Source organism: Actinoplanes sp. NPDC021490, assembly GCF_055562135.1.
This window is the reverse complement of record NZ_JBVHFW010000016.1, coordinates 39417-60005: the sequence shown is the minus strand read 5'-3', so window position 1 is coordinate 60005 and position 20589 is coordinate 39417. Positions and strand designations below refer to the sequence as shown.

General features: G+C 73.2%; 18 protein-coding genes. 4 read left to right on the top strand and 14 right to left on the bottom strand.

Annotated features, from left to right (window positions below; all coding sequences use genetic code 11):
- From ACZ3I4_RS34125 to ACZ3I4_RS34095, 7 genes are read right to left on the bottom strand one after another with little or no spacing between them, the layout of a single operon-like run.
- Positions 1 to 1425 carry a PfkB family carbohydrate kinase gene (locus ACZ3I4_RS34125; RefSeq protein ID WP_465386197.1) on the bottom strand — a complete coding sequence of 475 codons (1425 nt, stop codon included), beginning with the start codon at positions 1423 to 1425 and terminating at the stop codon, positions 1 to 3.
- Complete coding sequence (locus ACZ3I4_RS34120; RefSeq protein WP_465386196.1) at positions 1422 to 2024, bottom strand: D-sedoheptulose-7-phosphate isomerase; 603 nt, start codon at positions 2022 to 2024, stop codon at positions 1422 to 1424. Before ACZ3I4_RS34120 ends, ACZ3I4_RS34125 begins: the two co-directional genes overlap by 4 nt.
- On the bottom strand, positions 2021 to 3229 hold the full coding sequence (locus ACZ3I4_RS34115) for a glycosyltransferase (RefSeq protein ID WP_465386195.1): 1209 nt from the start codon (positions 3227 to 3229) through the stop codon (positions 2021 to 2023). The genes ACZ3I4_RS34120 and ACZ3I4_RS34115 overlap by 4 nt, the downstream gene beginning before the upstream one ends.
- Positions 3214 to 4134, bottom strand: a complete 921-nt coding sequence (locus tag ACZ3I4_RS34110; RefSeq protein ID WP_465386194.1) for a glycosyltransferase — start codon at positions 4132 to 4134, stop codon at positions 3214 to 3216. The genes ACZ3I4_RS34115 and ACZ3I4_RS34110 overlap by 16 nt, the downstream gene beginning before the upstream one ends.
- Complete coding sequence (locus ACZ3I4_RS34105; RefSeq protein WP_465386193.1) at positions 4131 to 5696, bottom strand: HAD-IIIA family hydrolase; 1566 nt, start codon at positions 5694 to 5696, stop codon at positions 4131 to 4133. The genes ACZ3I4_RS34110 and ACZ3I4_RS34105 overlap by 4 nt, the downstream gene beginning before the upstream one ends.
- Positions 5693 to 6631, bottom strand: coding sequence for a glycosyltransferase family 2 protein (locus tag ACZ3I4_RS34100; protein ID WP_465386192.1), 939 nt, complete (start codon positions 6629 to 6631; stop codon positions 5693 to 5695). Before ACZ3I4_RS34100 ends, ACZ3I4_RS34105 begins: the two co-directional genes overlap by 4 nt.
- Positions 6628 to 8253, bottom strand: a complete 1626-nt coding sequence (locus ACZ3I4_RS34095; RefSeq protein ID WP_465386191.1) for a carbamoyltransferase family protein — start codon at positions 8251 to 8253, stop codon at positions 6628 to 6630. The genes ACZ3I4_RS34100 and ACZ3I4_RS34095 overlap by 4 nt, the downstream gene beginning before the upstream one ends.
- Positions 8254 to 8385: 132 nt before the next feature.
- Between ACZ3I4_RS34095 and ACZ3I4_RS34090 the strand changes: the two genes are divergently transcribed.
- Positions 8386 to 9792 (top strand): aldehyde dehydrogenase family protein, encoded by a 1407-nt coding sequence (locus ACZ3I4_RS34090; protein ID WP_465386190.1) that lies wholly within the window; start codon positions 8386 to 8388, stop codon positions 9790 to 9792.
- Here the strand turns inward: ACZ3I4_RS34090 and ACZ3I4_RS34085 are convergent, their stop codons facing one another.
- The 5 genes from ACZ3I4_RS34085 to ACZ3I4_RS34065 form a co-directional block, all read right to left on the bottom strand.
- On the bottom strand, positions 9793 to 10638 hold the full coding sequence (locus tag ACZ3I4_RS34085) for a glycosyltransferase family 2 protein (RefSeq protein ID WP_465386189.1): 846 nt from the start codon (positions 10636 to 10638) through the stop codon (positions 9793 to 9795).
- A 59-nt stretch (positions 10639 to 10697) separates the two neighbouring features.
- Entirely contained in the window at positions 10698 to 11645 is a 948-nt protein-coding gene (locus tag ACZ3I4_RS34080; protein WP_465386188.1) for a TIGR03557 family F420-dependent LLM class oxidoreductase, read from the bottom strand.
- Between the two features lie 84 nt (positions 11646 to 11729).
- Positions 11730 to 12401 (bottom strand): DUF3618 domain-containing protein, encoded by a 672-nt coding sequence (locus ACZ3I4_RS34075; protein ID WP_465386187.1) that lies wholly within the window; start codon positions 12399 to 12401, stop codon positions 11730 to 11732.
- Positions 12377 to 12799, bottom strand: coding sequence for a phage holin family protein (locus tag ACZ3I4_RS34070; RefSeq protein WP_465386186.1), 423 nt, complete (start codon positions 12797 to 12799; stop codon positions 12377 to 12379). The genes ACZ3I4_RS34075 and ACZ3I4_RS34070 overlap by 25 nt, the downstream gene beginning before the upstream one ends.
- Positions 12796 to 13671, bottom strand: a complete 876-nt coding sequence (locus ACZ3I4_RS34065; protein ID WP_465386185.1) for a hypothetical protein — start codon at positions 13669 to 13671, stop codon at positions 12796 to 12798. Before ACZ3I4_RS34065 ends, ACZ3I4_RS34070 begins: the two co-directional genes overlap by 4 nt.
- Before the next feature lie 202 nt (positions 13672 to 13873).
- Between ACZ3I4_RS34065 and folP the strand changes: the two genes are divergently transcribed.
- On the top strand, positions 13874 to 14740 hold the full coding sequence (gene folP, locus ACZ3I4_RS34060) for a dihydropteroate synthase (RefSeq protein ID WP_465386184.1): 867 nt from the start codon (positions 13874 to 13876) through the stop codon (positions 14738 to 14740).
- A gap of 12 nt (positions 14741 to 14752) precedes the next feature.
- Here the strand turns inward: folP and ACZ3I4_RS34055 are convergent, their stop codons facing one another.
- Complete coding sequence (locus tag ACZ3I4_RS34055; protein WP_465386183.1) at positions 14753 to 15298, bottom strand: TetR/AcrR family transcriptional regulator; 546 nt, start codon at positions 15296 to 15298, stop codon at positions 14753 to 14755.
- An 85-nt stretch (positions 15299 to 15383) separates the two neighbouring features.
- Between ACZ3I4_RS34055 and ACZ3I4_RS34050 the strand changes: the two genes are divergently transcribed.
- Entirely contained in the window at positions 15384 to 16790 is a 1407-nt protein-coding gene (locus ACZ3I4_RS34050; protein WP_465386182.1) for a DHA2 family efflux MFS transporter permease subunit, read from the top strand.
- A 42-nt stretch (positions 16791 to 16832) separates the two neighbouring features.
- Here ACZ3I4_RS34050 and ACZ3I4_RS34045 read toward each other — a convergent pair whose 3' ends face one another.
- Positions 16833 to 20165 (bottom strand): caspase, EACC1-associated type, encoded by a 3333-nt coding sequence (locus ACZ3I4_RS34045; RefSeq protein ID WP_465386181.1) that lies wholly within the window; start codon positions 20163 to 20165, stop codon positions 16833 to 16835.
- 36 nt (positions 20166 to 20201) lie between these two features.
- Here ACZ3I4_RS34045 and ACZ3I4_RS34040 point away from each other — a divergent pair, with 36 nt between their 5' ends.
- Positions 20202 to 20573, top strand: coding sequence for an effector-associated constant component EACC1 (locus tag ACZ3I4_RS34040; protein WP_465386180.1), 372 nt, complete (start codon positions 20202 to 20204; stop codon positions 20571 to 20573).
- The last annotated feature ends 16 nt before the right edge of the window (positions 20574 to 20589 follow it).

Here is a 20589-nt window from a genome sequence, read left to right as displayed (position 1 = left end):
TTACCTCCGGGTAGGGGCGGCCTGAGCCGCGATTTCGGGGCGGGCCGGTGCGGACTGAGCCGCCTGGGCCGCGGCGATGGTCTTGGTGGTCGATCGGCCGTCGAGGTAGGGCACGATCACGGTCTGGCCGCCCCAGCGCTCGACGAGCTCGGTCTCGGGCAGCGAGTCGTAGTCGCCGCCCTTGACCCAGATGTCGGGGCGCAGCCAGGTCAGCACGGCCTCGGGGGTGGACTCGCCGAAGATCACGACGGCGTCCACGCAGTCGAGGGCGGCGAGCATGCGGGCCCGGTCGTGCTGCGAGTTGAGCGGGCGGTCGGAACCCTTCAGACCTCGTACGGAGTCATCGCTGTTCAGACACACGATGAGGCAGTCGCCCAGCCGGCGGGCGGCGCGCAGGGTGGCCAGGTGGCCCACGTGCAGCAGGTCGAAGCAGCCGCCGGTGGCCACGACCGTGCCGCCCCGCTCACGCACCTCGGCGATCAGCCGTCCCGCGTCCTCGGCGCCGATGCGCTCGGGCGGAACGGAAGCGACCTCGCGCGCCGGGGCCAGGGCCGCCGTCACTCCCCCACCCGCGACGTAGGCCGAGGCGGCGGCGACGGCCTGCTGGACGGCCTCGGAGACGAGCGCGCCCTCGGCCAGCGCGAGCGCCGCACTGGCCGCGAACCGGTCCCCCGCGCCGCAAGTGTCGCCGTCGCCCACGGTGGGCGCGGGAACGACCAGCGGCGTCGGCCCCGAGTGGCACAGCACCGCGCCCTCGGCCCCGCAGGTGACGACGACCGCACCGGCCCGCCACTGCTGCCGCAGCGCCTGCGCGCCCCGCTGGGCGGCGGCCAGGGTGGACCCGCCACCGGCGTCGCCCGACAGCTTGCGCACCTCGGCCAGGTTGGGCGTGACCAGGCGCGCGTTCGGCACCGGCGGCGGCCCGTTGGGGTGCGGATCCCAGACGATCGCGGCCTTGGTCTCGCCCAGGGCCCGGCGCAGCTCCGGATGCCGGGCCACGCCCCGCCCGTAGTCGCTGACCAGGATGGCCTTGGCGTCGCGGAGCACGTCAAGCACGGCCTCGGCCGCCTCGCCGGGTGGCCGGGCGTCACCACCGCGGTCGAGGCGCAGCAGCACGTGCCCGTCCGCGCGCAGCCGCACCTTTTCGGGCGTCGCCCCGGGAAGCGGCAGCGCGTACACCTTCACCCCGGCGTCGGCCAGCAGCTCGCTGAGGCGGGCCCCGCCGGCGTCGTCGGCCAAGGCGGTGACCAGCGCGACCTCCTGACCGGACTGGGCCGCGAGCAGGGCCGCGAGGCCGGCGCCGCCGGGACGCTCGGCCACCCGCTCCTCCTCGAGGACGGGCGCCGGGGCGTCCGGGGCGACCCGCCGGACGCTGCCGTCCACGTCCCGGTCCAGCAGGGTGTCGCCGACGATGACCAGCCTCATACCGAGACCTCCACCTGGAAGTCGGCGAAAGGGGCGACGGCCGGCAGGGTCCGGTCGAGGTACTCGCACATCAGGTGGACCGCGACCAGGTGCAGTTCCTGCACGACCTGGCTGTCCGGGGACGGGCAGCGCAGCGCTTCGTCGGAGGCGTCGGCGAGCGGCCCGTCCGGCCCGGTCATGGCCCACGTGCGCATGCCGCTCTCCTTGGCCGCCCGCACGGCGGCCAGCAGGTTGGGGCTGCGCCCGCTGGTCGACAGGGTGATCAGCACGTCGCCGGGGCGGCCGTGGGCGCGCACCTGGCGGGCGAAGATCTCGTCGAAGCCGTAGTCGTTGCCGATCGCGGTGACCGCCGACGAGTCCGGGGTCAGCGCGATCGCCGACAGCGGCCGGCGCTCCTCGCGCAGCCGCCCGACCAGCTCGGCCGCCAGGTGCTGGGCCTCGGCCGCGCTGCCGCCGTTGCCGGCGACCAGCAGGCGCCCGCCCTGGCCCAGGTGCCAGGCCAGGTCGGCGCCCCACCGGGCGAGCCGACCGGCCTCGGCCCGGAACGGCACCAGGGCCGCGGTCAACGCGGACAGATGCCCTTCGAGAAAGTCCGTCACGCCACTACCTCCGGGGTGTTCGCGGTGAGTCCGGCGTACGCCTCGGCCAGCCGCTCGGCGATGCGCGGCCAGGCGTACGTGTATTGGGCCCGATCGACGGCGGCGGCCGCGTAGGACAGCCGGCGCATCTCCTCGACGGCCAGCTTGCGCAGCGCCGCGCCGAGCCGGGCCGGGTCGCGCGGGGGCACTAGGTCGCCGGTGACGCCGTCGACCACCGTGTCGGCCAGGCCGCCGACCGCGGTGGCGACGACCGGGACGCCGCACGCCATCGCCTCGAGCGCGGTCAGGCCGAACGGCTCGTACCAGGGGGTGGCGGCCAGGATGTCGGCCGAGCGGTACCACTTCGGCATCTCGTGCGACGGGACCGCGCCGGCCAGCACCACCCGGTCGCCGACTCCGCACGCCCGGGCGAGGTGCCGCAGCTTGCGGGCGTACGGGTCGTCCTCGAGATCGCCCTCGGGCGGTCCGCCGACCACGACCAGCTCGGCCTGCTGGACGGCCGGGAGGGCGCGGATCAGGTCCTCGACGCCCTTGCGCTCGACGAGCCGGGCCACGGTCAGGATGCGCAGGCGGTGACCGTTGCGGGGCACGGCCGGGCCGTCCGGGCGGAAGCGTTCGATGTTGACGCCGGAGGGGACCAGCGTCATCTGCGCGCGGGGCACACCCAGCCGGAGCAGCTCGCGCACCTCGTCCTGGCACTGCACGATCACCCGGTCGACGGCCCGGCCCAGCTCGCGCTCGTAGGCGACGCGCCGCGGCGGGCTGGTGTCGGCCGCGCCCTGGTGGCGGCGCTTGACCGAACCGAGCGCGTGGTACGTCTGCACGACCGGCACGTCACAGCGGCGCCCGGCGGTGACCGCGGCCAGCCCGCTCATCCAGAAGTGCGCGTGCGCGACGTCCGGCTTCCACTCCGTACGCCAGTCCTCGGCCAGGAAATCCGCGAACGCCCCCATGAACGGCAGCAGCTCGTCCTTGGGCAACGCCGTCGCGGGCCCGGCCGGCACGTGCACGACGTCGATCCCGTCGGCCATCGGCATCACGGCCGGCAGGTCGGCGCTGTCCCGGCGGGTGTAGACGCGGATCTCGTGCCCGGCCGCGGCGAGCGCCCCGGCCAGTTCGGCGACGTGCGAGTTCTGCCCGCCCGCGTCGACTCCCCCGAGGGCGGCGAGCGGACTGGCGTGCTCCGAGATCATCGCGATGCGCATGTTTCCTCCTCCAGCAGCCGGTCCCAGTCCGCGAGGAACCGGTCCAGCCCGTAGCGGGCGAGGGCGACCTGGCGGGCCCGGGCGCCGAGGCTGCGGGCCGCGGCGTCGTCCTCGAGCAGCCAGTGCGCGGCCTCGACCAGGGTGGTGACCCGGGTGTCGAGCACCCCGGCGTCGGGTGGCACGGCGACGACCGCCTCGGTCGTGGCCAGGCCGATGATCGGCATGCCCATCTGCATGGCCTCGATCAGGCTCAGCCCGAGCGACGTCCAGCGGCACAGATGCAGGTAGGCCCGGCGGCGCGCCACTTCCGCGTGCATCCGGTGCTGGGGAAGGTCTTCGAAGACGTTGGCCCCGGTGAGCTTCTCGACACCCATGCCGAAGACGTCGAGCGGCGCCACGCCGGCGAACCGCGGGAACAGATCGGTGCCGGTCACGCGCTGACGGCGTACCGGCTCGTTGGTCACCACGGCCAGGTGCGGAACCTCGCCGGTCCAGCGCGCCTTCGGTTCGACGATGCCGTGCTCGATCACTGTCGTCCGGGTGCCGCCGTTGTCCCACATCAGCTCGTTGAAGTCGGTGACGTGGGCGATGACCAGGTCGTCCCGGCCGGCCATGGGGTGGCGGCTGTTGGGCACGTCGCCCTTGGGGGTGTTGTGCTCCACATAGATCACCGGGACACCCTTGGGCACCCGTTCGAGTTCTCCGGGGCGTTGCACGATCGCCACGTCGGCGTCGCGGATGTCCTCGAGCGGCATCTCCTCGACGGTCGCGGGCCAGTCGAACGTGCGGGCCCGGCCCCGGCCCCACTCGTCGCGGGCGTCGTTGACGGGAATGAGGTAGCGGTGCTTGCCCTGGACGAAGGAGGTGGTCCAGGAACCGTGCACATGCCAGAGAAGGATGTTCACGCGGCGGCCTCGCTGGTCTCGGCGGGGGCGGCCAGCCGCGCGACGGCGGCCACCACCTCCGCGGGCTCGATGGTGGACAGACAGGGGTGTCCGGCAACCGGGCAGATGGTGGCGCGGGTGTCACGGCAGGGCGCGCTAGCCCGGCCGAGCCGGACGTTGGGCACGCGGTAGGGACCCCATTGGCCGTACGGGACGGTTGGGGCGTACAGGCTGACGACGGGGGTGCCGACGGCGGCGGCCAGGTGGGCGGGCCCGGTGTTGGCCACGACCACCGCCCGCGCGCCGGACAGGATGGTGGCGAGCTCGGCCATCGAGGTGCGCCCGGCCTTCTCGGCGACGTCCCCGGCCACGTACGCGGCCAGGTGGTGCTCGTCCGGGCCGGCGGTCACCAGCACGCGGTGACCGGCCGCGGCCAGACCGGCGACGATCTCGCGCATCGTGTCCGGCGGGCACGACCGGGCCTCGCAGCTGGCTCCCGGGTGAACGACGACGTAGTCGCCCCGGGGGCCACCCGCCGCGGTGACCCGCAGACCGCCGTCGTCGCCCGGCGGCAGCGCGAATCCGGCCGCGGCGGCCACGCTGCGGGCCCGTTCGGGTTCCGGCAGCCCGTCCGGCACGCGGTGCCGGACGTCGAGCAGCGAGCCGGGATAGTCCTCGCTGATCGCGGTGATCCGGCCGATCCCGGCCATCCGCATGAGCAGCGCCAGGGGCAGCGCCGACTGGTGGTACGAGGTGAACACGACCGCCTCTTCGGCCCCGGTGGCCCGGAGGCGTTCGACGAGGGCGGTGACGCCGGCCGGGTCGACCGGGTCCGGATGCGGGTCGATCCAGGGCAGCCGCCACTCGACGATCTCGTCGACGCCGGGCAGCAACTCGGCCGCGGCCCGGCCGCGCGGCCCGCAGAGCAGCACGACCCGGTCGGCGCCGGCCGCGACGGCCCGGATGGCCGGCCCGGTGATCAGCACGTCACCGGCCGAGTCGGACCGGACAACCAGGACCGTTCGGCTGCGATCCTGGCGAAAACCCGGCGTGACCAGGGCTTCGCGGTGCAAGATGAGATCAGCGGCCGCGGTGAGGGTGGCGGCGACGGCGGGCGCCGCGGCGACCTCGGCCGGCAGCGTGATCGGGGTCGGCACCAGGATCGCGGCGGCCCCGGCGGCCTGGGCGGCCTCGGCGTCGCGGCCGATGTCGCCGATCATCACGCATCGTGCCGGTGTGGTGCCCAGCGCCTCGGCGGCTGCCGTGACCAGGCCGGGTGCGGGTTTGCGGCAGCGGCATCCGGCGGTGTCGTCGTGCGGGCAGATCTGCCAGGTGCCGAACGGCCCGAGCAGTTCCTCCACGCGGCGGTTCACGGCCTCGAGCTGGCCGGCCGTGAAACGGCCACGGGCCAGCCCGGACTGGTTGGTCACGACGCCGAGCCGCAGGCCGGCCGCGCGCAGCCGGTCGAGGGCTTCCCGGGCGCCCGGCATCGGCTCGACCTTGGACGGGTCGCCGTTGTACGGCACGTCGACGATCAACGTGCCGTCCCGGTCGAGCAGCACGGCGTCGAACAACTGGCTCACCGGGCGCGCCACCTCCACCAGCCGCGCAGCCAGTGCCACGTGGCCGCGGGCGGGATGGCCGCGCTGGTCGCGAGCATGGTGGCGACCTCGCGCGGGTCACGCGGGCCGGGCACGATGCGGGCGGCGGCGAACTCCGCGGTCCCGGCCGCCCACAGCAGACCGGCGAGCGTGGCCGGTCCCTTCCGCCGAGCCGCCGCCAGAGTCAGCGCGGCCAGGCCGGCGACGGTGATCGCCATGTGGCGCGAGCGGCGTCCGGGCGGGATTTCCAGCAGCTCACGCCAGGAGGGCCCGTAGAGGCGGCGCAGCAGGGCGTCGTCGGCGTTGCCCCGCTGCGTGCGGACGCTGACCCACGGGCTCTCGGGCCGCACCGGATGCGTGACCCGGCGCCGCCCGCGCCGCAGCTCCCACCCGTCCTCGCGGACGCGGAAGGCCAGCTCGGCGTCCTCGCGGAAGGCCCGCGGCAGACGCTCGTCGAAGCCACCGCACCGCTCCAGCGCGTCGCGGCGGTAGGCCATGTCGGCCGTGATCCACGCGCCCTCGGCCAGACCGGCCGTGACCCGCTCCCAGTCGGTGGGCCGCCGCCCGGACGGCAGCGGCACCCGCAGCTCGCCCTGGATGCCGCCCACGTGCTCGCCCGCCGCGGCCAGGTCGTCGACGAGCCGGTCGGCCCAGTCGGCGTCGGGCAGCACGTCGTCGTCGAGGAACGCGACCCAGTCGTGCTTGGCCGCCCGCCAGCCCACGTTGCGGGCCGCGGCCGGGCCCCGCGACGGTCCGGTCAGGACGGTGGCCGGCACGTCCAGCGGCGGCGGCGAGCCCGGCCGGTCGTCGATGACGAGCAGTTCCAGGTCGTGCTTGGCCACGCCGGGGGCGAGCGCGGTCAGGAGCCGGGCCAGGCTGGGCCGTCCGAGGGTGGGAACGACCACGGTCGCGGTCACTCGAACGCCCTCGCCCGGTGGACGGCGAACGGGCCCATCGCGAGCAGGTCGACCGGCGCCGAGCCGAACAGCTCCATCGCCTCGCGCGGCGTGTCCACCATCGGGCGGCCGGCCGTGTTGAGCGAGGTGTTGACGACCACCGGCAGACCGGTCAGCTTTTCGAACTCGGCCAGCATCTCGGCCACCAGCGGCTCGGTCTCGGTGTGCACGGTCTGCACCCGGGCGGTGCCGTCGACGTGGGTGACGGCCGGGATGCGGCCCTTCCACTCCGGTTTGACCTGGTGCACGAAGAGCATGTACGGGCTGGGATTGACGCCGGTGAAGATGTCGTCGAAGCGCTCGGCCCGCACCATCGGGGCGATCGGGCGGAACTGCTCGCGGCCCTTCACGTTGTTCATCCGCGTCTGGGTGTCCTGGTCGCCGGGGTGGGCGAGCAGCGAGCGGTGGCCGAGGGCGCGGGGGCCGTATTCGCTGCGGCCCTGATACCAGGCGACGATGCCGTTGCCGGCCAGCACCTTGGCCGCCTCGGCGGCGATCGACTCCGGGCGGGTGAACGGCAGCCCGGCCCGGCGCAGCTCCGCTTCCAGCTCGTCGTCGGTCCATCCACGACCGAGCGCGGCGGTGCCGAAGGGCACGTTCTTGCCCAGCACGGACAGGGCCCCGCCGAGCGCCGTCCCGGAGTCACCGGCGGCCGGCTGCACCCACACCCGGTCGAACGGGCCCTCGGCGGCGATCCGGCCGTTGGCCACGCAGTTGAGCGCGGTGCCGCCGGCCATCGTCAGGGTCTTGAGACCACCGGAGGCCTCGTACGTCCACCGGGCCAGCTCGAGCAGCACCTCCTCCAGCCGCACCTGCACGCTGGAGGCCAGGTCGGCGTGGGCGTCGGTCATCTCGCCGTCGGCCGTGCGGGCCTTGGCCAGCGCGTCCCAGTCGATCCGGTCGACCGTGAACCCGCCGTCGTCGGTGGGCCGCACGAGCTCGCGCAGAAGACCCAGGAACCGCGGACGCCCGTACGACGCCAGGGCCATCACCTTGTACTCGTCGCTCGAGTGCATGAACCCCAGGTGACGGGTCAGGTCCTCGTAGAGCAGCCCGAGCGAGTGCGGCAGTTCCTGGCTCTTGAACACCTCGAGCTCGCCGCCCCGGAAGGCGCCCGCGAGGTGACTGGCCACTTCGCCCCGTCCGTCGAGGACGAGGGTCGCGCTGTCCTCGGGCACGGAGAGCCCGGCCGAGGCGGCGTGCGCGACGTGATGCGGCACGAACCGGACCTGCTCGGGGTCGAGGCCGGGCAGCGCGGCCGCCAGGAACTGCGGCGCACGCCGGGCGTAGTCGACGCGCAGGTGGTCCCACGGGTCGTTCAGGCCCAGGCTCGCCGCGTCGCGCGACAGTCCGGGGTCGAAGGAGTAGGCGACCGCGTCGAGGTCGCCCGGGCGCAGGCCGGCCTCCTCGAGGCACCAGGCGGCGGCCAGCTCGGGCAGTTCCCATGCGGCGAACGGCACCGGCCGCTTGCCGTGCTTACGGCGGCTGAAGCGCTCTTCCTCGGCGGCCGCCACCACCTGACCGTCGACCACCAGGGCGGCCGCCGGATCGTGGAAGATCGCGTTGATTCCCAGCACTCGCATGGCGCGCCGGGTACCCGGGGATCTGGCAGTTACTCCCAAGATCGTTGACTTCTTGCAAATAAACCGCCGTATGGGGGCCCACCTGCACTGATAGCGAGGTTTGAAGTCCCCGGCCCCGGGCAAGCGCCCGGCATGTTCGAGGTTTCGCAATACGTGGCCGGCTCCTGGAATCCCGGCGATTCGGGCCGGCAACTGACCGTTCTCAACCCGGCCGACGGCACCCCCGTGACGTCCATTTCGGTCGCCGGAGAACAGGACGTCGAGGCGGCCGTACGGGCGGCGCGCGACGCGGCGCCGGGCTGGGCCGCCACCGCACCGGCGGCCCGCGCGGCCGCCCTGCACGCGGCGGCCGACGCCGTGGCCGGGGCGGCCGACGAGCTGGCCGCGATCATGACGGCCGAGATGGGCAAGCCGGTCGACGGCGCCCGCGAGTCCATCATGGCCGGAGTCGGAACGCTGCGGCAGTACGCCGAGCTCGGCCCGACCCATCGCGGGCGCACGCTGGCCGGCAACGACGAGGCGATCGACCTCATGGCGTACGGGCCGCGGGGCGTGGTGGCCGTGATCACGCCGTGGAACGACCCGGTGGCGGTGTCGTGCGGGCTGCTCGGCGCGGCCCTGGTCACCGGCAACACGGTCGTGCACAAGCCCAGCGAGCGGACCCCGGCCACCGGCTGGCGGCTCGTGCAGCTGATGGCCCCGCACTTCCCGGCCGGCGTGCTCAACCTGCTCAGCGGCGACGGCGAGGTCGGCGCCCGGCTGGCCGCCGCCCCGGTGGACGTGGTGGCCCAGGTCGGCTCGACCGCCACCGGCCGCTCGATCGCCGCGGCCTGCGCCCGTACGGGGGCCAAGGCTCTGCTGGAGAACGGCGGCAGCGACCCCGTGATCGTCGACGCCGGTGTGGACCCCGAGTGGGCCGCCTCGCAGGTCGCGCTGGGCGCCTTCGTCAACTCGGGTCAGATCTGCGTGGCCGTCGAACGCGTCTACGTGCACTCCGAAGTGGCCGAGCCGTTCCTCGAGGCGCTCACGGCCGAGGCCGGCCGGTGGGAGTCGCAGATCGGCCCGATGGTCGACCGGCGCATGCGCGACGCCGTCGACGAGCAGGTGCAGCTGGCCGTCAAGCAGGGCGCCCGGGTGCTGCACGGCGCCACGGCCCCGGCCGGCGACAGCGCGTTCTACCCGCCCACCGTGCTGGCCGACTGCACCGGCGACATGGCCGTGGTCCGCGAGGAGACGTTCGGGCCGGTCGCGCCGGTCGTCACGGTCGGCTCGTTCGAGGAGGCCCTGACGCTGGCCGCCGACTCCCCGTACGGGCTGGCGGCGACCGTGCTGACCACATCGATGAGCAACGCGCAGCTGGCGTGGCGGCGGCTGCCCGCGGGCACCGTGAAGATCAACGCGGTCTTCGGCGGGGCGCCCGGCGGCGCCGCGCACCCGCGGCGGGGCAGCGGGCAGGGCTTCGGCTACGGCCCCGAGCTGCTCGACGAGATGACCGTGATGAAGGCCGTCCACATCGAGGCGCCGCCGCAGGGCTGGTGATCATCCGAGCCGTCGCAGGCCGGTTTCGACCTGCGACGGCAGCCGGTGGCGGTGGCGAAGGGCCCATCCGGCCTGCCGTACGGCGTCGGCCGCGCCACGCGGGTTGTCCCGCACGGCGGCTCGCAACGTCCGGGCGACGACGCCCGGCGGCCGGCGCAGCATCGCGGTGAGCACCCGGTTGCGCGTCTCGACCCGGGCCCGCGCCCCGTTGTCCCGTCCGGCCGGCAACGGCAGGTGCCGCACGACCAGCTCGTCGACGTACGAGAGTTCGTGCCCGGCCGCGGCCAGGTCCATCGCCAGCAGCGCCTCCTCGCCGTAGACGAACAGCCTCGGCTCGAAACCGCCGGCGGCCAGGAAAGCGTCCCGGCGGACGATGATCGAGCAGGCCAGGAAGCCGAGGATCGACGGCCCGGCCGCGCCCGGCGGGGTCCCGAGCGGCGACGCGGCCATCTCGGCCGACACCGGATCGAGGCGGCCCTCGGGCCCGACCAGCACCCGCGCGGCCAGCAAGGCGGCGCGCGGGTGCTCACGCATGATCGAGGCGGCCCGGGCCAGCGATCCCGGCGTCCAGTACGAGTCGTCGTCGGCGAACGCCACGTACGGCGTATAGGCCCGCCGGACGCCGGCGTTGCGAGCTGCCGCCCCGCGGTTCTCCCCGAGCTGGATCGTCTCGACCCCGGGGAAGACCGGCGGCGCCTCGTCGGAGCCGTTGTCGACCAGGATCGTCCGGGCCCGGTGGTGCGGGAACGTCTCGCGCAGCCGCTCGTGCCGGTTGCGGGTGGCGACGACGACGGTCACGTCATCGGTCTCGGTAACGGCGCGCGAGGTCTCCGGGGTCAAGGTCACGGAGACACCGCTTACCCCGCTGAGCTGCGCCGAAGCCCCCGAAAAGAGTGACGGTCCGGCTACAGACGGCCCTTGAGCTCCTTGGCGAAGAAGTCCAGGAACCCGTCCGGGTCGGGGCCGGCGTTCATCAGCACGATGTGGTCGAAGCCGGCCTCCTTGTACTCGCCGACCATCTTCACGTACGGCTCGGGGTCGGGGCCGACGGCGAACTGCTCGGCGATGTCCTCCGGGCGTACGGTGGCCGACGCAGCCTCGAAGTTGACCGGGTTGGGCAGCTCGGCCATCACCTTCCAGCCGGTCACCGCCCAGCGGGTGGTCTCGTGCGCGGCCTTGATCGCGTCCTCGGCCTTCGGCGCCCAGGCCACGGAGGCCTCGGCATACTTCGGTCCGGCGCCGCCCGCGGCCGCGAACGTCTCGACCAGGTCGGCGCGGGGCTCGGTGGCGAACAGGCCGGTCCCGTGGGTCGCGGCCAGCTCGGCGGCCTGCTTGCCGCCCGCGGCCACGGCGATCACCGGCAGCTTGTCCGGCAGGTCGAACACCTGCGCGTCCTCCAGCTGCAGATGCTTTCCCTCGTACGACTGATAGCCGCCCTGCCACAGCAGGTTGATGATGTCGAGCGCCTCGACCAGGCGTTCATGCCTTCCCCGTACGCTCGGGAAGCCCTGACCGACGACGTGCTCGTTGAGCCTTTCCCCGGCGCCGATGCCGAGCGTGAACCGGTCGTCCGAGATGATCGCCAGCGTGGCCGCGGCCTGGGCGATGATCGCCGGGTGATAGCGGACGGTCGGGCAGGTGACCCCGGTGGCCAGCCCGAGCCGGTCGGTCTGCACGGCGATCGCGCTGAGCACGTTCCACGCGAACGGCGAGTGCCCCTGCACGTCGAGCCAGGGGTGGTAGTGGTCGCTGATCTCGACGAAGTCGAAGCCGGCCTGCTCGGCCCGCACCGCCTGGCGAATCAGTTCCTTGGGTCCGAAGGCCTCCGCGGCCAGCTTGTATCCGAATCTCATACCGATTCAGCTTCCCCGCGGTGACCACTGCAAACGCTTCCGAGCCGGCCCGCGGGGGGACCGGCTCGGAAAAGGTGGAGAGGGTCAGGAAGCGGCCGAGCGGGCCTGCTCCTTGACGTCCTGCGCGTTGGACTGCGCGGTCTCCTTGGTGGTCTGCACGGCGTCCTGCGCGGTCGACTTGACCTCGCTGAAGGCCTGCTGCGCCGAGCCGGACAGGTCGTCCTTGAGCTCGTCGGCGACGTCCTTGACCTTCTCGGTGAGGTCGCCGCTGTGGTCCTTGATCTGCTGCCCGGCCCGCTTCTCGGCGTCACTGACCGGGATCAGCGTCGAGGCCAGCAGGCCCACGCCGAACGCGATGATGCCGGCCGCGAGCGGGTTGCCCTGCGCCTGGGCGGTGACCGCCTGGGGGGCGCTGCGGACCGCGTCGGCCGCCTGGTGCGCCTTCTCGCTGGCCGCGTCGCTGACCTGCGACGCCTTGTCGCTCACGGTGCTGCCCACGGACGACGCCTTGTCGCTCACGGTGCTGCCCACGGACGACGCCGTGTCGCTCACCGAGTGGCCGACCGACGATGCCTTGTCGCCCACGGTGGAGCCCACTGAAGAGCTGGTGCCCATCACTTTCTCCTTCACCGCCGTCCAGCGCCGCTGCGCGACCTTGGACGGACTCGTCTTCTCGGCCAGCAGGTCGACGTCGCGGGTGAGCGACGCCCGGGTGTTCTCGATCTGCTGCCTCAGCCGGTCGGGTTCTTCAGCCATTGGGCGTCCTCCTTGAGCGTGTCGACGGTGCGGCGCGGCATCGGGTCGACGGTCTTGAGCTTGTTCTTGCCGATCACATAGAGAACGCCACCGATGACACCCCAGAGGACGGCCACGATCAACGCGGCCCAGCCCATGGGCATGACGGCGTCGAGCGCGAACACCAGCGCGAAGCTGAGGAGCACTACCGCCAGGTAGGCGGCGAACGCGGCGCCGCCGAGCATCCCGCCGGCCTTGCCCGCCTTGGACGCCTCCTGCTTGAGCTCGGCCTTGGCCAGCTCGACCTCCTGCCGGAACAGCTGCGACAGGTCGTTGCTGATGTTGCCGATCAGTTCGCCGACCGAGGTCTCGGAGACCTCTTCGGCGTCGATCCGTTCGTGCCGGTTGGGCGCGGTCATCGCAGGCGCTCCGGGCTCTCGACCACATACTCCTCACGGACGGTCGGCGTGCCGGTGCCGGTGGCGCTGTATTCGGTCGCGCTCGCGTAACCCGGGCCGGTGGCGTACTCGTCCGCGCCCGAGGCGTAGCCGGTGGTATACCCGGGGGTCGGGGTCACGGGGGGCGTGGTCACGGGCGGGGTGGTCACCGTGGTCTGGGTGGTCACCGCGGAGGTGTAGTTGTCCTGGCCCGAGACGAACGAGTCACTGCCCGGCTTGGACACACCAGCGTCCGAGTCGGCCTTGGCCACGACCTTGCCGAGCCGGCCCACGACGAAGCCGGCGGCCAGCGCGGTGGCGAGGAACGCTCCGGGCCGGCGGCGGGCGAAGTCCTGGACCTCACGCAGCACACCGTCGGGGCCGTTGCGGTCGAGGTAGTCCGCGAACTGGCGGCCGCCCTCGGCCACCCGCGAGACGACAGCCGCCGCCGGGGAGTCGCCGCGGTCGCCGCGCATCTCGTCGAGCTGGTCGGCGGTGTCGCGGATCTGGCTCACCAGCCGGTCGTTCTGGCTGCGGGCCTGGTCGGAGACGCGGTTGCGGACGTCCGACGCGAGGTTGCTCGCCTGCGCCTTGGCCTCCTGGCCGACCCGCGCCGCCTGCTCCTTGGCGGTGTCCTTGACGTCGCTCGCGGCCTGGCCGGCCGCCTGCCCGGTCTGGGACGCCACCTCCTTGGCCTTCTCCTTGGCACCACTCGCCGAGCCGGACGACGACTGGTCGCCGTAGCTCTCGGTGGTGTATGCCTGAGTCGGGTAGTCGGCCGTGGTCGCCGTGGTCGGCACGTCGACGGGATAGACGTCGTCCGGCCGACGAGCGCCCGATGGCACGTCACTCATGGGGATTCCTCCAAAAAGGATTCGTCGTTGTGCCTTCGCTCATTGGCTACCCGCTCGGGTACTCCGCCATTCCTGCTTTTCGCGATGCATTAAAGTCGAGAATTGCACCGCATAACCGGCCGGTTTACGGGTATCCGGGGCGGCCTTTGTTTTTGTGCACCGCTCGAAAATCATGCCGACCGGCCTGTTACCCTGCCCAATCGTGAGTGCACTGAGCGAGACGCGGATGATCGGCGGTCGTCCGTTCGATTTCTCCCGGCGCGTCGCGGTGATGGCGATCATCAACCGCACGCCGGATTCTTTTCACGATCGGGGCAGCACGTTCGCGCTCGAGAAGGCGGTCGAGGCGGTGAACGCGGCGGCCGGGGCGGGCGCCGATTGGATCGACGTCGGCGGCGTGCCGTTCGCGCCCGGGCCCGAGGTCAGCGCGGCCCAGGAACTCGATCGTGTGATGCCGGTCGTCGAGGCCGCCCGATCACGGTGTGTGGTCTCGGTCGACACCTTCCGGCCCGAGGTCGCGGCCGAGGTGATCAAGGCGGGCGCGGGGGTCGTCAACGACACCTCGGGGCTGCGCGACCCGGCGATGGCCGACGTCGTGGCGGGCACGGACGCCCAGCTCGTGATCACGCACAGCCTGGCGCCGCCGCGCACGCTCTGGCCGAGCCCGCAGTACGACGATGTCACCGCGGACATCCGCCGCTTCCTGCGCGAGCGGGTCGCCGTGGCCCTGGAGCGCGGGGTCCGGCCCGACCAGATCATCATCGATCCCGGTCATGACCTGAACAAGAACACCCGGCACACCCTCGAGCTGACCCGGCGGCTCGACGAGATCGCGGCGATCGGGTATCCGCTGCTGGCCGCCGTGAGCAACAAGGACTTCATCGGCGAGACGCTCGGCGCCGGACAGTCCGACCGTCTCGCCGGGACGCTGGCCGCGGTAGTCTTCTGCGTCCTGCGCGGCGCCCGGATCGTGCGGGTGCACGACGTCCGGGCCGCGGTGGACGCCGTACGCATGACCGAGGCGATGCTGGGCTGGCGGGAGCCCGCCTACACCCGGCACAACATGTAGGACCGCCCCGGCTCAGAGGTCGTCGAAGGTGCCGAGCATGCCCACCGCCCACGGCTGCGGGGGCACCGCGCCCGGGCCGACCAGCCGCATCGCCCCCAGGCAGGTGAGCAGCATGCCGAAGGCGAAGAAGTCGCGCACCTCCTCATCGGTCGCGCCGGTGAGCTCGCGGACGACCTCGTAGAGGCGGCCGAAGCACGCGCGCACCGGATCGCCGATCGCCGGGTCGCTGGCCGCCGCGAACCCGTGCAGCAGCATGGTGATCAGTTCCCGCTCGTCGAGCAGCTCCTTGTACGCGTGACCGAGGCTCTCGAGGGTGGGCTCGCGCTCGGCCGCGGCCCGCCACTTCACCTCGATGCGGTCGCCCGCGTGCTGCACGGCGGCCAGGAAGAGCTCCTGCTTGGTGCGGAACAGGCGGATCACGTACGGCTGGGAGACGCCGGCCAGGCGGGCCACCTGATCGGTCGTCGTGCCGGCGTAGCCGTTCTGGCTGAACGCCGTGACGGCGGCCGCGATCAGCTGCTCCTGGCGTTCCTCGGCGGTGAGGCGGGTTCGGGTCACGGTTGACATGTTATCAGTCAATAACTAACGTCCCTTTCGTAGTTATCAGTCGATAACAACTTCTGCGTTCGTCCGGGGAGAAGTCATGACCGCAGTACTCGAGGCCTCCGCCGCACCGCCTCGGCGCGGCCGCCGCCCGCTCGCCGCGGTGCTGGCCGCCGTCGGCATCCCGACCTTCATGGTCACGCTGGACAACCTGGTGGTGAGCACGGCGCTGCCGGTCATCCGCACCGACCTGGGCGCGTCCCTGACCGAGCTGCAGTGGTTCGTCAACGCCTACACGCTGCCGTTCGCGGCCTTCCTGCTGACCGCGGCCGCGCTCGGCGACCGCCTCGGCCGTCGCCGCATGTTCGTCGCCGGCCTGGTCGTCTTCACCCTCGCCTCGGCAGCCGCGGCCCTGGCGGCCGAGCCGTGGCAGCTCACCGCGGCCCGCGCGGTCCAGGGGCTCGGCGGCGCGGCGGTGGCGCCCCTCGCGCTGACCCTGCTGGCCGAGGCGGTGCCGGACAGGTTGCGTACGGCGGCCGTGGGAATCTGGGGTGGCATCAGCGGCCTCGGGGTGGCGGTCGGCCCGGTCGTGGGCGGCGCGGTCGTCGAGGGCCTGGACTGGCACTGGATCTTCTGGCTCAACGTGCCGATCGGCGTGGTCGCTGTGGTCCTGGCGGTCACCGTGCTCGGCGAGTCCCGCGGAGGCGCCCGCCGTCTCGACCCGCTGGGCCTGCTGCTCTCCGCGGCCGGCATGCTGCTGGTCATCTGGGGCGTGGTCGACGGCCCCGACCGCGGCTGGGCCTCGGGCCGCGTCCTGGCCATGCTGATCGGCGGCGGCGCGCTGCTGGCGGCGTTCGTGGCCTGGCAGGCCCGCAACCCGTCACCGATGCTGCCGCTGCGGCTGTTCCGCTCCGCCGGCTTCAGCCTGGTCAACACCGTGACCCTGACCTTCTCGGCCGGCGCGTTCGGCTCGGTGTTCCTGCTGGCCCAGTTCTTCCAGGTGGTGCAGGGCCTCAGCCCGCTCGACGCCGGCCTGCGCACCCTGCCCTGGACGGCCGCCCCGATGATCGTCGCCCCGCTGGCCGGCCTGTTCGGCGACCGCATCGGCCAGCGCGCGCTGATCTTCACGGGCCAGCTGTTCCTGGCGGCCGGCATCCTCTGGATCGGCCTGGCCACCGGCGCCACCGTCTCGTACGGCAGCCTGGTGGTCGCGTTCGCCCTGGCCGGCGTGGGCATGGGCCTGACCTTCGCCCCGATCAGCACGGTCGCGCTGGCCAGCGTGACCGAACAGGACCGCGGCGTGGCCTCCGGCGTCAACAACACCATCCGCGAGGTCGGCGTGGCCGCCGGTGTCGCCGCGCTGGCCTCCATCTTCAGCTCGTACGGCGGCTACACCAGCCACCAGTCCTTCGTGGACGGCCTGCGGCCCGCGGTGATCGTCGGCGCCCTGATCGTCGCGGCCGGCGCGGTGGCCGCCCTGTGGCTCCCCCGCCGCAACCCCGCCTGATCCCCCGTCCGGTACGCCGGGCCGCCTCGCGCGGCCCGGCTCTCATCCGGCCGCGGCCAGGTCGCGTTCGGTCTCCCGCGTCATCGGGTGCGACACCCCGAGCACCCGGCGACGTGCCTCCAGCAGCCGGCCCAACAGGGCGACGGCCTCGTCGTGCCGCCCGATCGCCTGATAGGCCGGGGCCAGGGCGGCCAGCGCGTTGAGGGTGACCAGATGGTCGTCGCCGAGCAGCCGGCGGCAGTCGGCGGCCACCCGCTCGGTGAGAGCGATCGCCTCGCCCACCCAGCCGGCCTCGCGGTGGGCGACGGCGAGGTTGGTCCGGGCGGTCAGCGTGTCCAGCGCGCCCTCCCCCAGCACCCGGGTCGAGGCGTCGACGACCTGCTCGTGCAGCGGGATCGCCTCGGCCACCCGGCCGGCGAGACGATAGGCCCGGGCCAGGTTGTTGCGGGCGGCGAGCGTGTCCGGATGCTCGTCCCCCAGCAGCCGGGCGTAGTCGACGAGCACCGTCTCCTGCAACGCGATCGCCTCGTCCAGCCGCCCGACCGTCTGATAGGCCGAGGCCAGATTGTGCCGCGACGTGAGCGTGTCCGGGTGGTCGGCGCCGCGCTTCTCCAGCCGGGTCGCGTGGATCCGCTCGAACTCGCGGACCGCCGCCTCGAACTGTCCCTGGAAGAGACGGTAGGTGGCCGCCTGGTCGGCCAGGAACAGCAGGTCGGCCTCGACCGGGTTGAGCCCGGCCACGGACGACGCGACCTTGGCGATCAGCGCGTCGATGTGCGGCAGGAGCTGGTTCCACCGGGGCCATCCGGCCACCGCCACAGCCGGATCGCCGGGGACGGCCGCCCGCAGCAACCGGGCGGCATCGGACTCGAACGGCCGCACCCAGACGCCCGCGGGATTCACCTCCATCGGCTGCCGGGCCGCCTCCTGGACGATGCGGTGCACACGCACCTGGCCCGCCTCCCGGTTGATCAGGCTGTACGAAGCCAGCAGAGCCAGGGCGTCGTCCACGGCGGCCCGGTCCGGCGCCCTCGGCCACAGCACGTCCTCGGGCAGCGGTTCCGGCGCCAGCCACCCGAGAACCGCAAGCAGATCGGCGGCGAACGGCGAGCGCTCCTGCACGGATTCCAGGGCCAGCCGCACCACCTCGGCCGGACGGCTCGCGTGCAGGCTGACCCGCTCGCGACACTCGTCGAAGGTCAGACCGTCGTCCCCGACCAGCGCGGCCGCCTGGGTCAGCGCCAGCGGAAGGTCCTCGAGGCGGTCGGCGAGCCGTTCCGCCCCGGACACGTCGGCCGAGCCGGTCAGGCGGGTGAGCAGTCGGACGCTGGCCGGCCGGTCCAGGACGTCGAGGTCGAGCGGGGCCAGTCCCAGCTGCTGCCACCGGACGCGGCTGCGCCGGTCGCGCGTGGTGACCAGGATCCGGCCCCGACCGGCGACCTGCCCGACCAGGGCGGTCAGCTGCTCGAGATCGTCCACCCCGTCCAGGACCACCAGCCAGTCGCTGTTGTTCTGCAGCCAGTTGAGCGCCCAGGCCTGCGCGTCGGCCAGCGTGCCGGCCGGGTGCAGGCGGGCGGCCAGGGCGGCCAGGCCGAGCCCGACGTTCTCCGGCGTGTCCGCGGTGATCAGCCAGGCCACCCGGTAACGGTCGCGGCGCTCCTGCGCATACTCGACCGCGAGCTGCGTCTTGCCGACCCCGCCGAGGCCGGCGATCACGACGCCCGTCGTCTGCTCACCGGTGAGAAGCTCGTCGAGCGAGCCGAGGTCGCGGCCCTCGAAGACCGCGCTGCGCGGCGGCAGGTTGTCGATCAGCTGAGTGCTGGTGGCCGGCACGGCGGCGGCGTTTCCGGCTTGCGGGAAGACGGTCACCGTGACGGCGTCTCCGGAGCGGATCACGCTCGGCTCGGCGGCGCCCCGCGCGCGGCAGTCGGCCAGCGCCCGCGGGATGCCGGCGCCCTCGCTCTCGACCAGGCTGTTCCAGGTCAGCACGTGGGCGAGCCAGAAGTTGCGCTGCCGGGACTCGCCGGCCAGGCGGCCCAGCGGAACCGGCTCACCGTCGGGCAGGTCGGCGCCGCTCCACTCGCCCGGGCTGGTGATCTCGAGACGGTCGGCGAAGACCCGCACGTGCACGCACATCTGCGCGTGCCCGTAGTCGCGGTGCACCAGGGCGTTGGCGATGATCTCGCGCACCGCGACCATCGGGAACCGGTAGACCGGCTCGGTGGTCGCCGACTCGGTCGTGGGCGCCTCGCCGCGGCGCGCCAGCCCGGCCACGAACGTACGGGCCTGCTCGATCTGCTCCGGAACCGTGCCGTGCAGGACCCGCTTGTCCATCGGCGCGTCGCGGCCGGTGCCGTGGAACTGGGTGCACTGGACGGTGGCGGTCGGGATCACCGCCATCGGATCCTCCCCGAACAGCAGCGCGCCGGCCCGGGTCAGCCGACCTTCCCGCATCAGATGCGCGGACTGCAGGAAGGCGGTCGCGCTGCCGCGGGCCGGACGCCCGACGCCGGGCCGGATCCGGTCGCGGAACTCGGCCACGCGCCGGGCGTCGAGCACGGTCGCCCCGGTCGTGACGTCGAGGAACTCGCGGCCGCCGACGGTCTGCGGTTCGGGCTCTTCCGAGAAGTCGTCCGGCTCGACATCACTCGTCGCCTCTCCGGCCGGCCCGGTCCGAGCCCGCCGCGCGATCGCGACCGTGCCGTACCCGTCGAACTTGTGCCGGGGTTCCGGCTCTCCCTTGAGGCTGGCCTGCAGAAACTTGTACAGGTCGGCCAGGTCGACCCGTCCGTCCCCGTCGGCGTCGGTAGCGCCCGAACGCAGGCCTTCGACGAGCGCACGCGTGAACGGGCTGGGCTGCCCGTCCTCGGTCGCGTCGTCGGCCAGCTGCGCCGGGCCGGTGGCGGTCAGCACGAAACGGCCCTTGCCCGAGAGTAGCTGCTCCACGTTGACCGGCCCGCCCTTGAAGGCGCCGCCGTGGCAGCAGTCGAGGACGATCACGATCGTCCGGGCCAGTGAGTCGGTCAGGATGTCGGTCAGCGTCTCGTTCGAGACGGCGGTGCTGGGCAACAGGTCGGCCACGGTGTCGGTGGCGCAGAGGTAGAGCTTGCCGTTGCGGCTGCGGCCGTGCCCGCTGAAGTAGAGGAACAGCACGTCGTCGGCGGTGGCCTCGTGGAAGAACGTGTTGATCTGGACGGCGATCTCGTGCCGGGTCGCGTCGAACAGCAGGCTGACCTGCGCCGGCTCGAACATGCCGGTTCGTTCGTCGGTCAGGGCGCCGGCCAGCAGCCGCCCGTCGGTGCGGGGGCCGCGCAGGTCGTCGAGGAGCGGGTCGGCCGCATAGACCGAGTTGCACACCAGCAGCGCGCGATACACGCGTCCACTATGGCCGACACGATCTACTCTGGCGCCGTGGTCCTACATCTGCGTCCCGGACTGCCGGGCCTCTCCCCCGGCGACGACCCCCTCCAGCTGGCCACGGCCGAGCTGATCGGCGACCTGCGCGAGGCCGGCCTGCCCGCCACCGAGGCCGGCGCGGCCGTCCCCGGCGCCAAAGGCCTGCTCTCCGACCTGGCCGTGACGGTCGGCGGCTCCACCGCCGCGGCCGGCGCCCTGGTCCGCATAGTCAACCTCTGGCTGCACCGCGACCGCCGACGCTCGCTCACGATCACCCGCGACAACGACGGCACCCCCGAGACGATCGAGATCAAGGGCGACGCCATCTCGGACCGCACCCTGCACGAGGCGATCCAGAAGCTCCTCGACGACGAGCAGCCCCTCTGACGCATCGGTTTCCGCC

Coding starts and splice junctions, on each gene's coding strand:
- ACZ3I4_RS34125 (WP_465386197.1), bottom strand. CDS start 1,425: ATGAGGCTGGTCATCGTCGGCGACACCCTGCTGGACCGGGACGTGGAC.
- ACZ3I4_RS34065 (WP_465386185.1), bottom strand. CDS start 13,671: ATGAGTGACGTGCCATCGGGCGCTCGTCGGCCGGACGACGTCTATCCC.
- ACZ3I4_RS34050 (WP_465386182.1), top strand. CDS start 15,384: ATGACCGCAGTACTCGAGGCCTCCGCCGCACCGCCTCGGCGCGGCCGC.
- ACZ3I4_RS34075 (WP_465386187.1), bottom strand. CDS start 12,401: ATGGCTGAAGAACCCGACCGGCTGAGGCAGCAGATCGAGAACACCCGG.
- ACZ3I4_RS34080 (WP_465386188.1), bottom strand. CDS start 11,645: ATGAGATTCGGATACAAGCTGGCCGCGGAGGCCTTCGGACCCAAGGAA.
- ACZ3I4_RS34090 (WP_465386190.1), top strand. CDS start 8,386: ATGTTCGAGGTTTCGCAATACGTGGCCGGCTCCTGGAATCCCGGCGAT.
- ACZ3I4_RS34115 (WP_465386195.1), bottom strand. CDS start 3,229: ATGCGCATCGCGATGATCTCGGAGCACGCCAGTCCGCTCGCCGCCCTC.
- ACZ3I4_RS34095 (WP_465386191.1), bottom strand. CDS start 8,253: ATGCGAGTGCTGGGAATCAACGCGATCTTCCACGATCCGGCGGCCGCC.
- ACZ3I4_RS34070 (WP_465386186.1), bottom strand. CDS start 12,799: ATGACCGCGCCCAACCGGCACGAACGGATCGACGCCGAAGAGGTCTCC.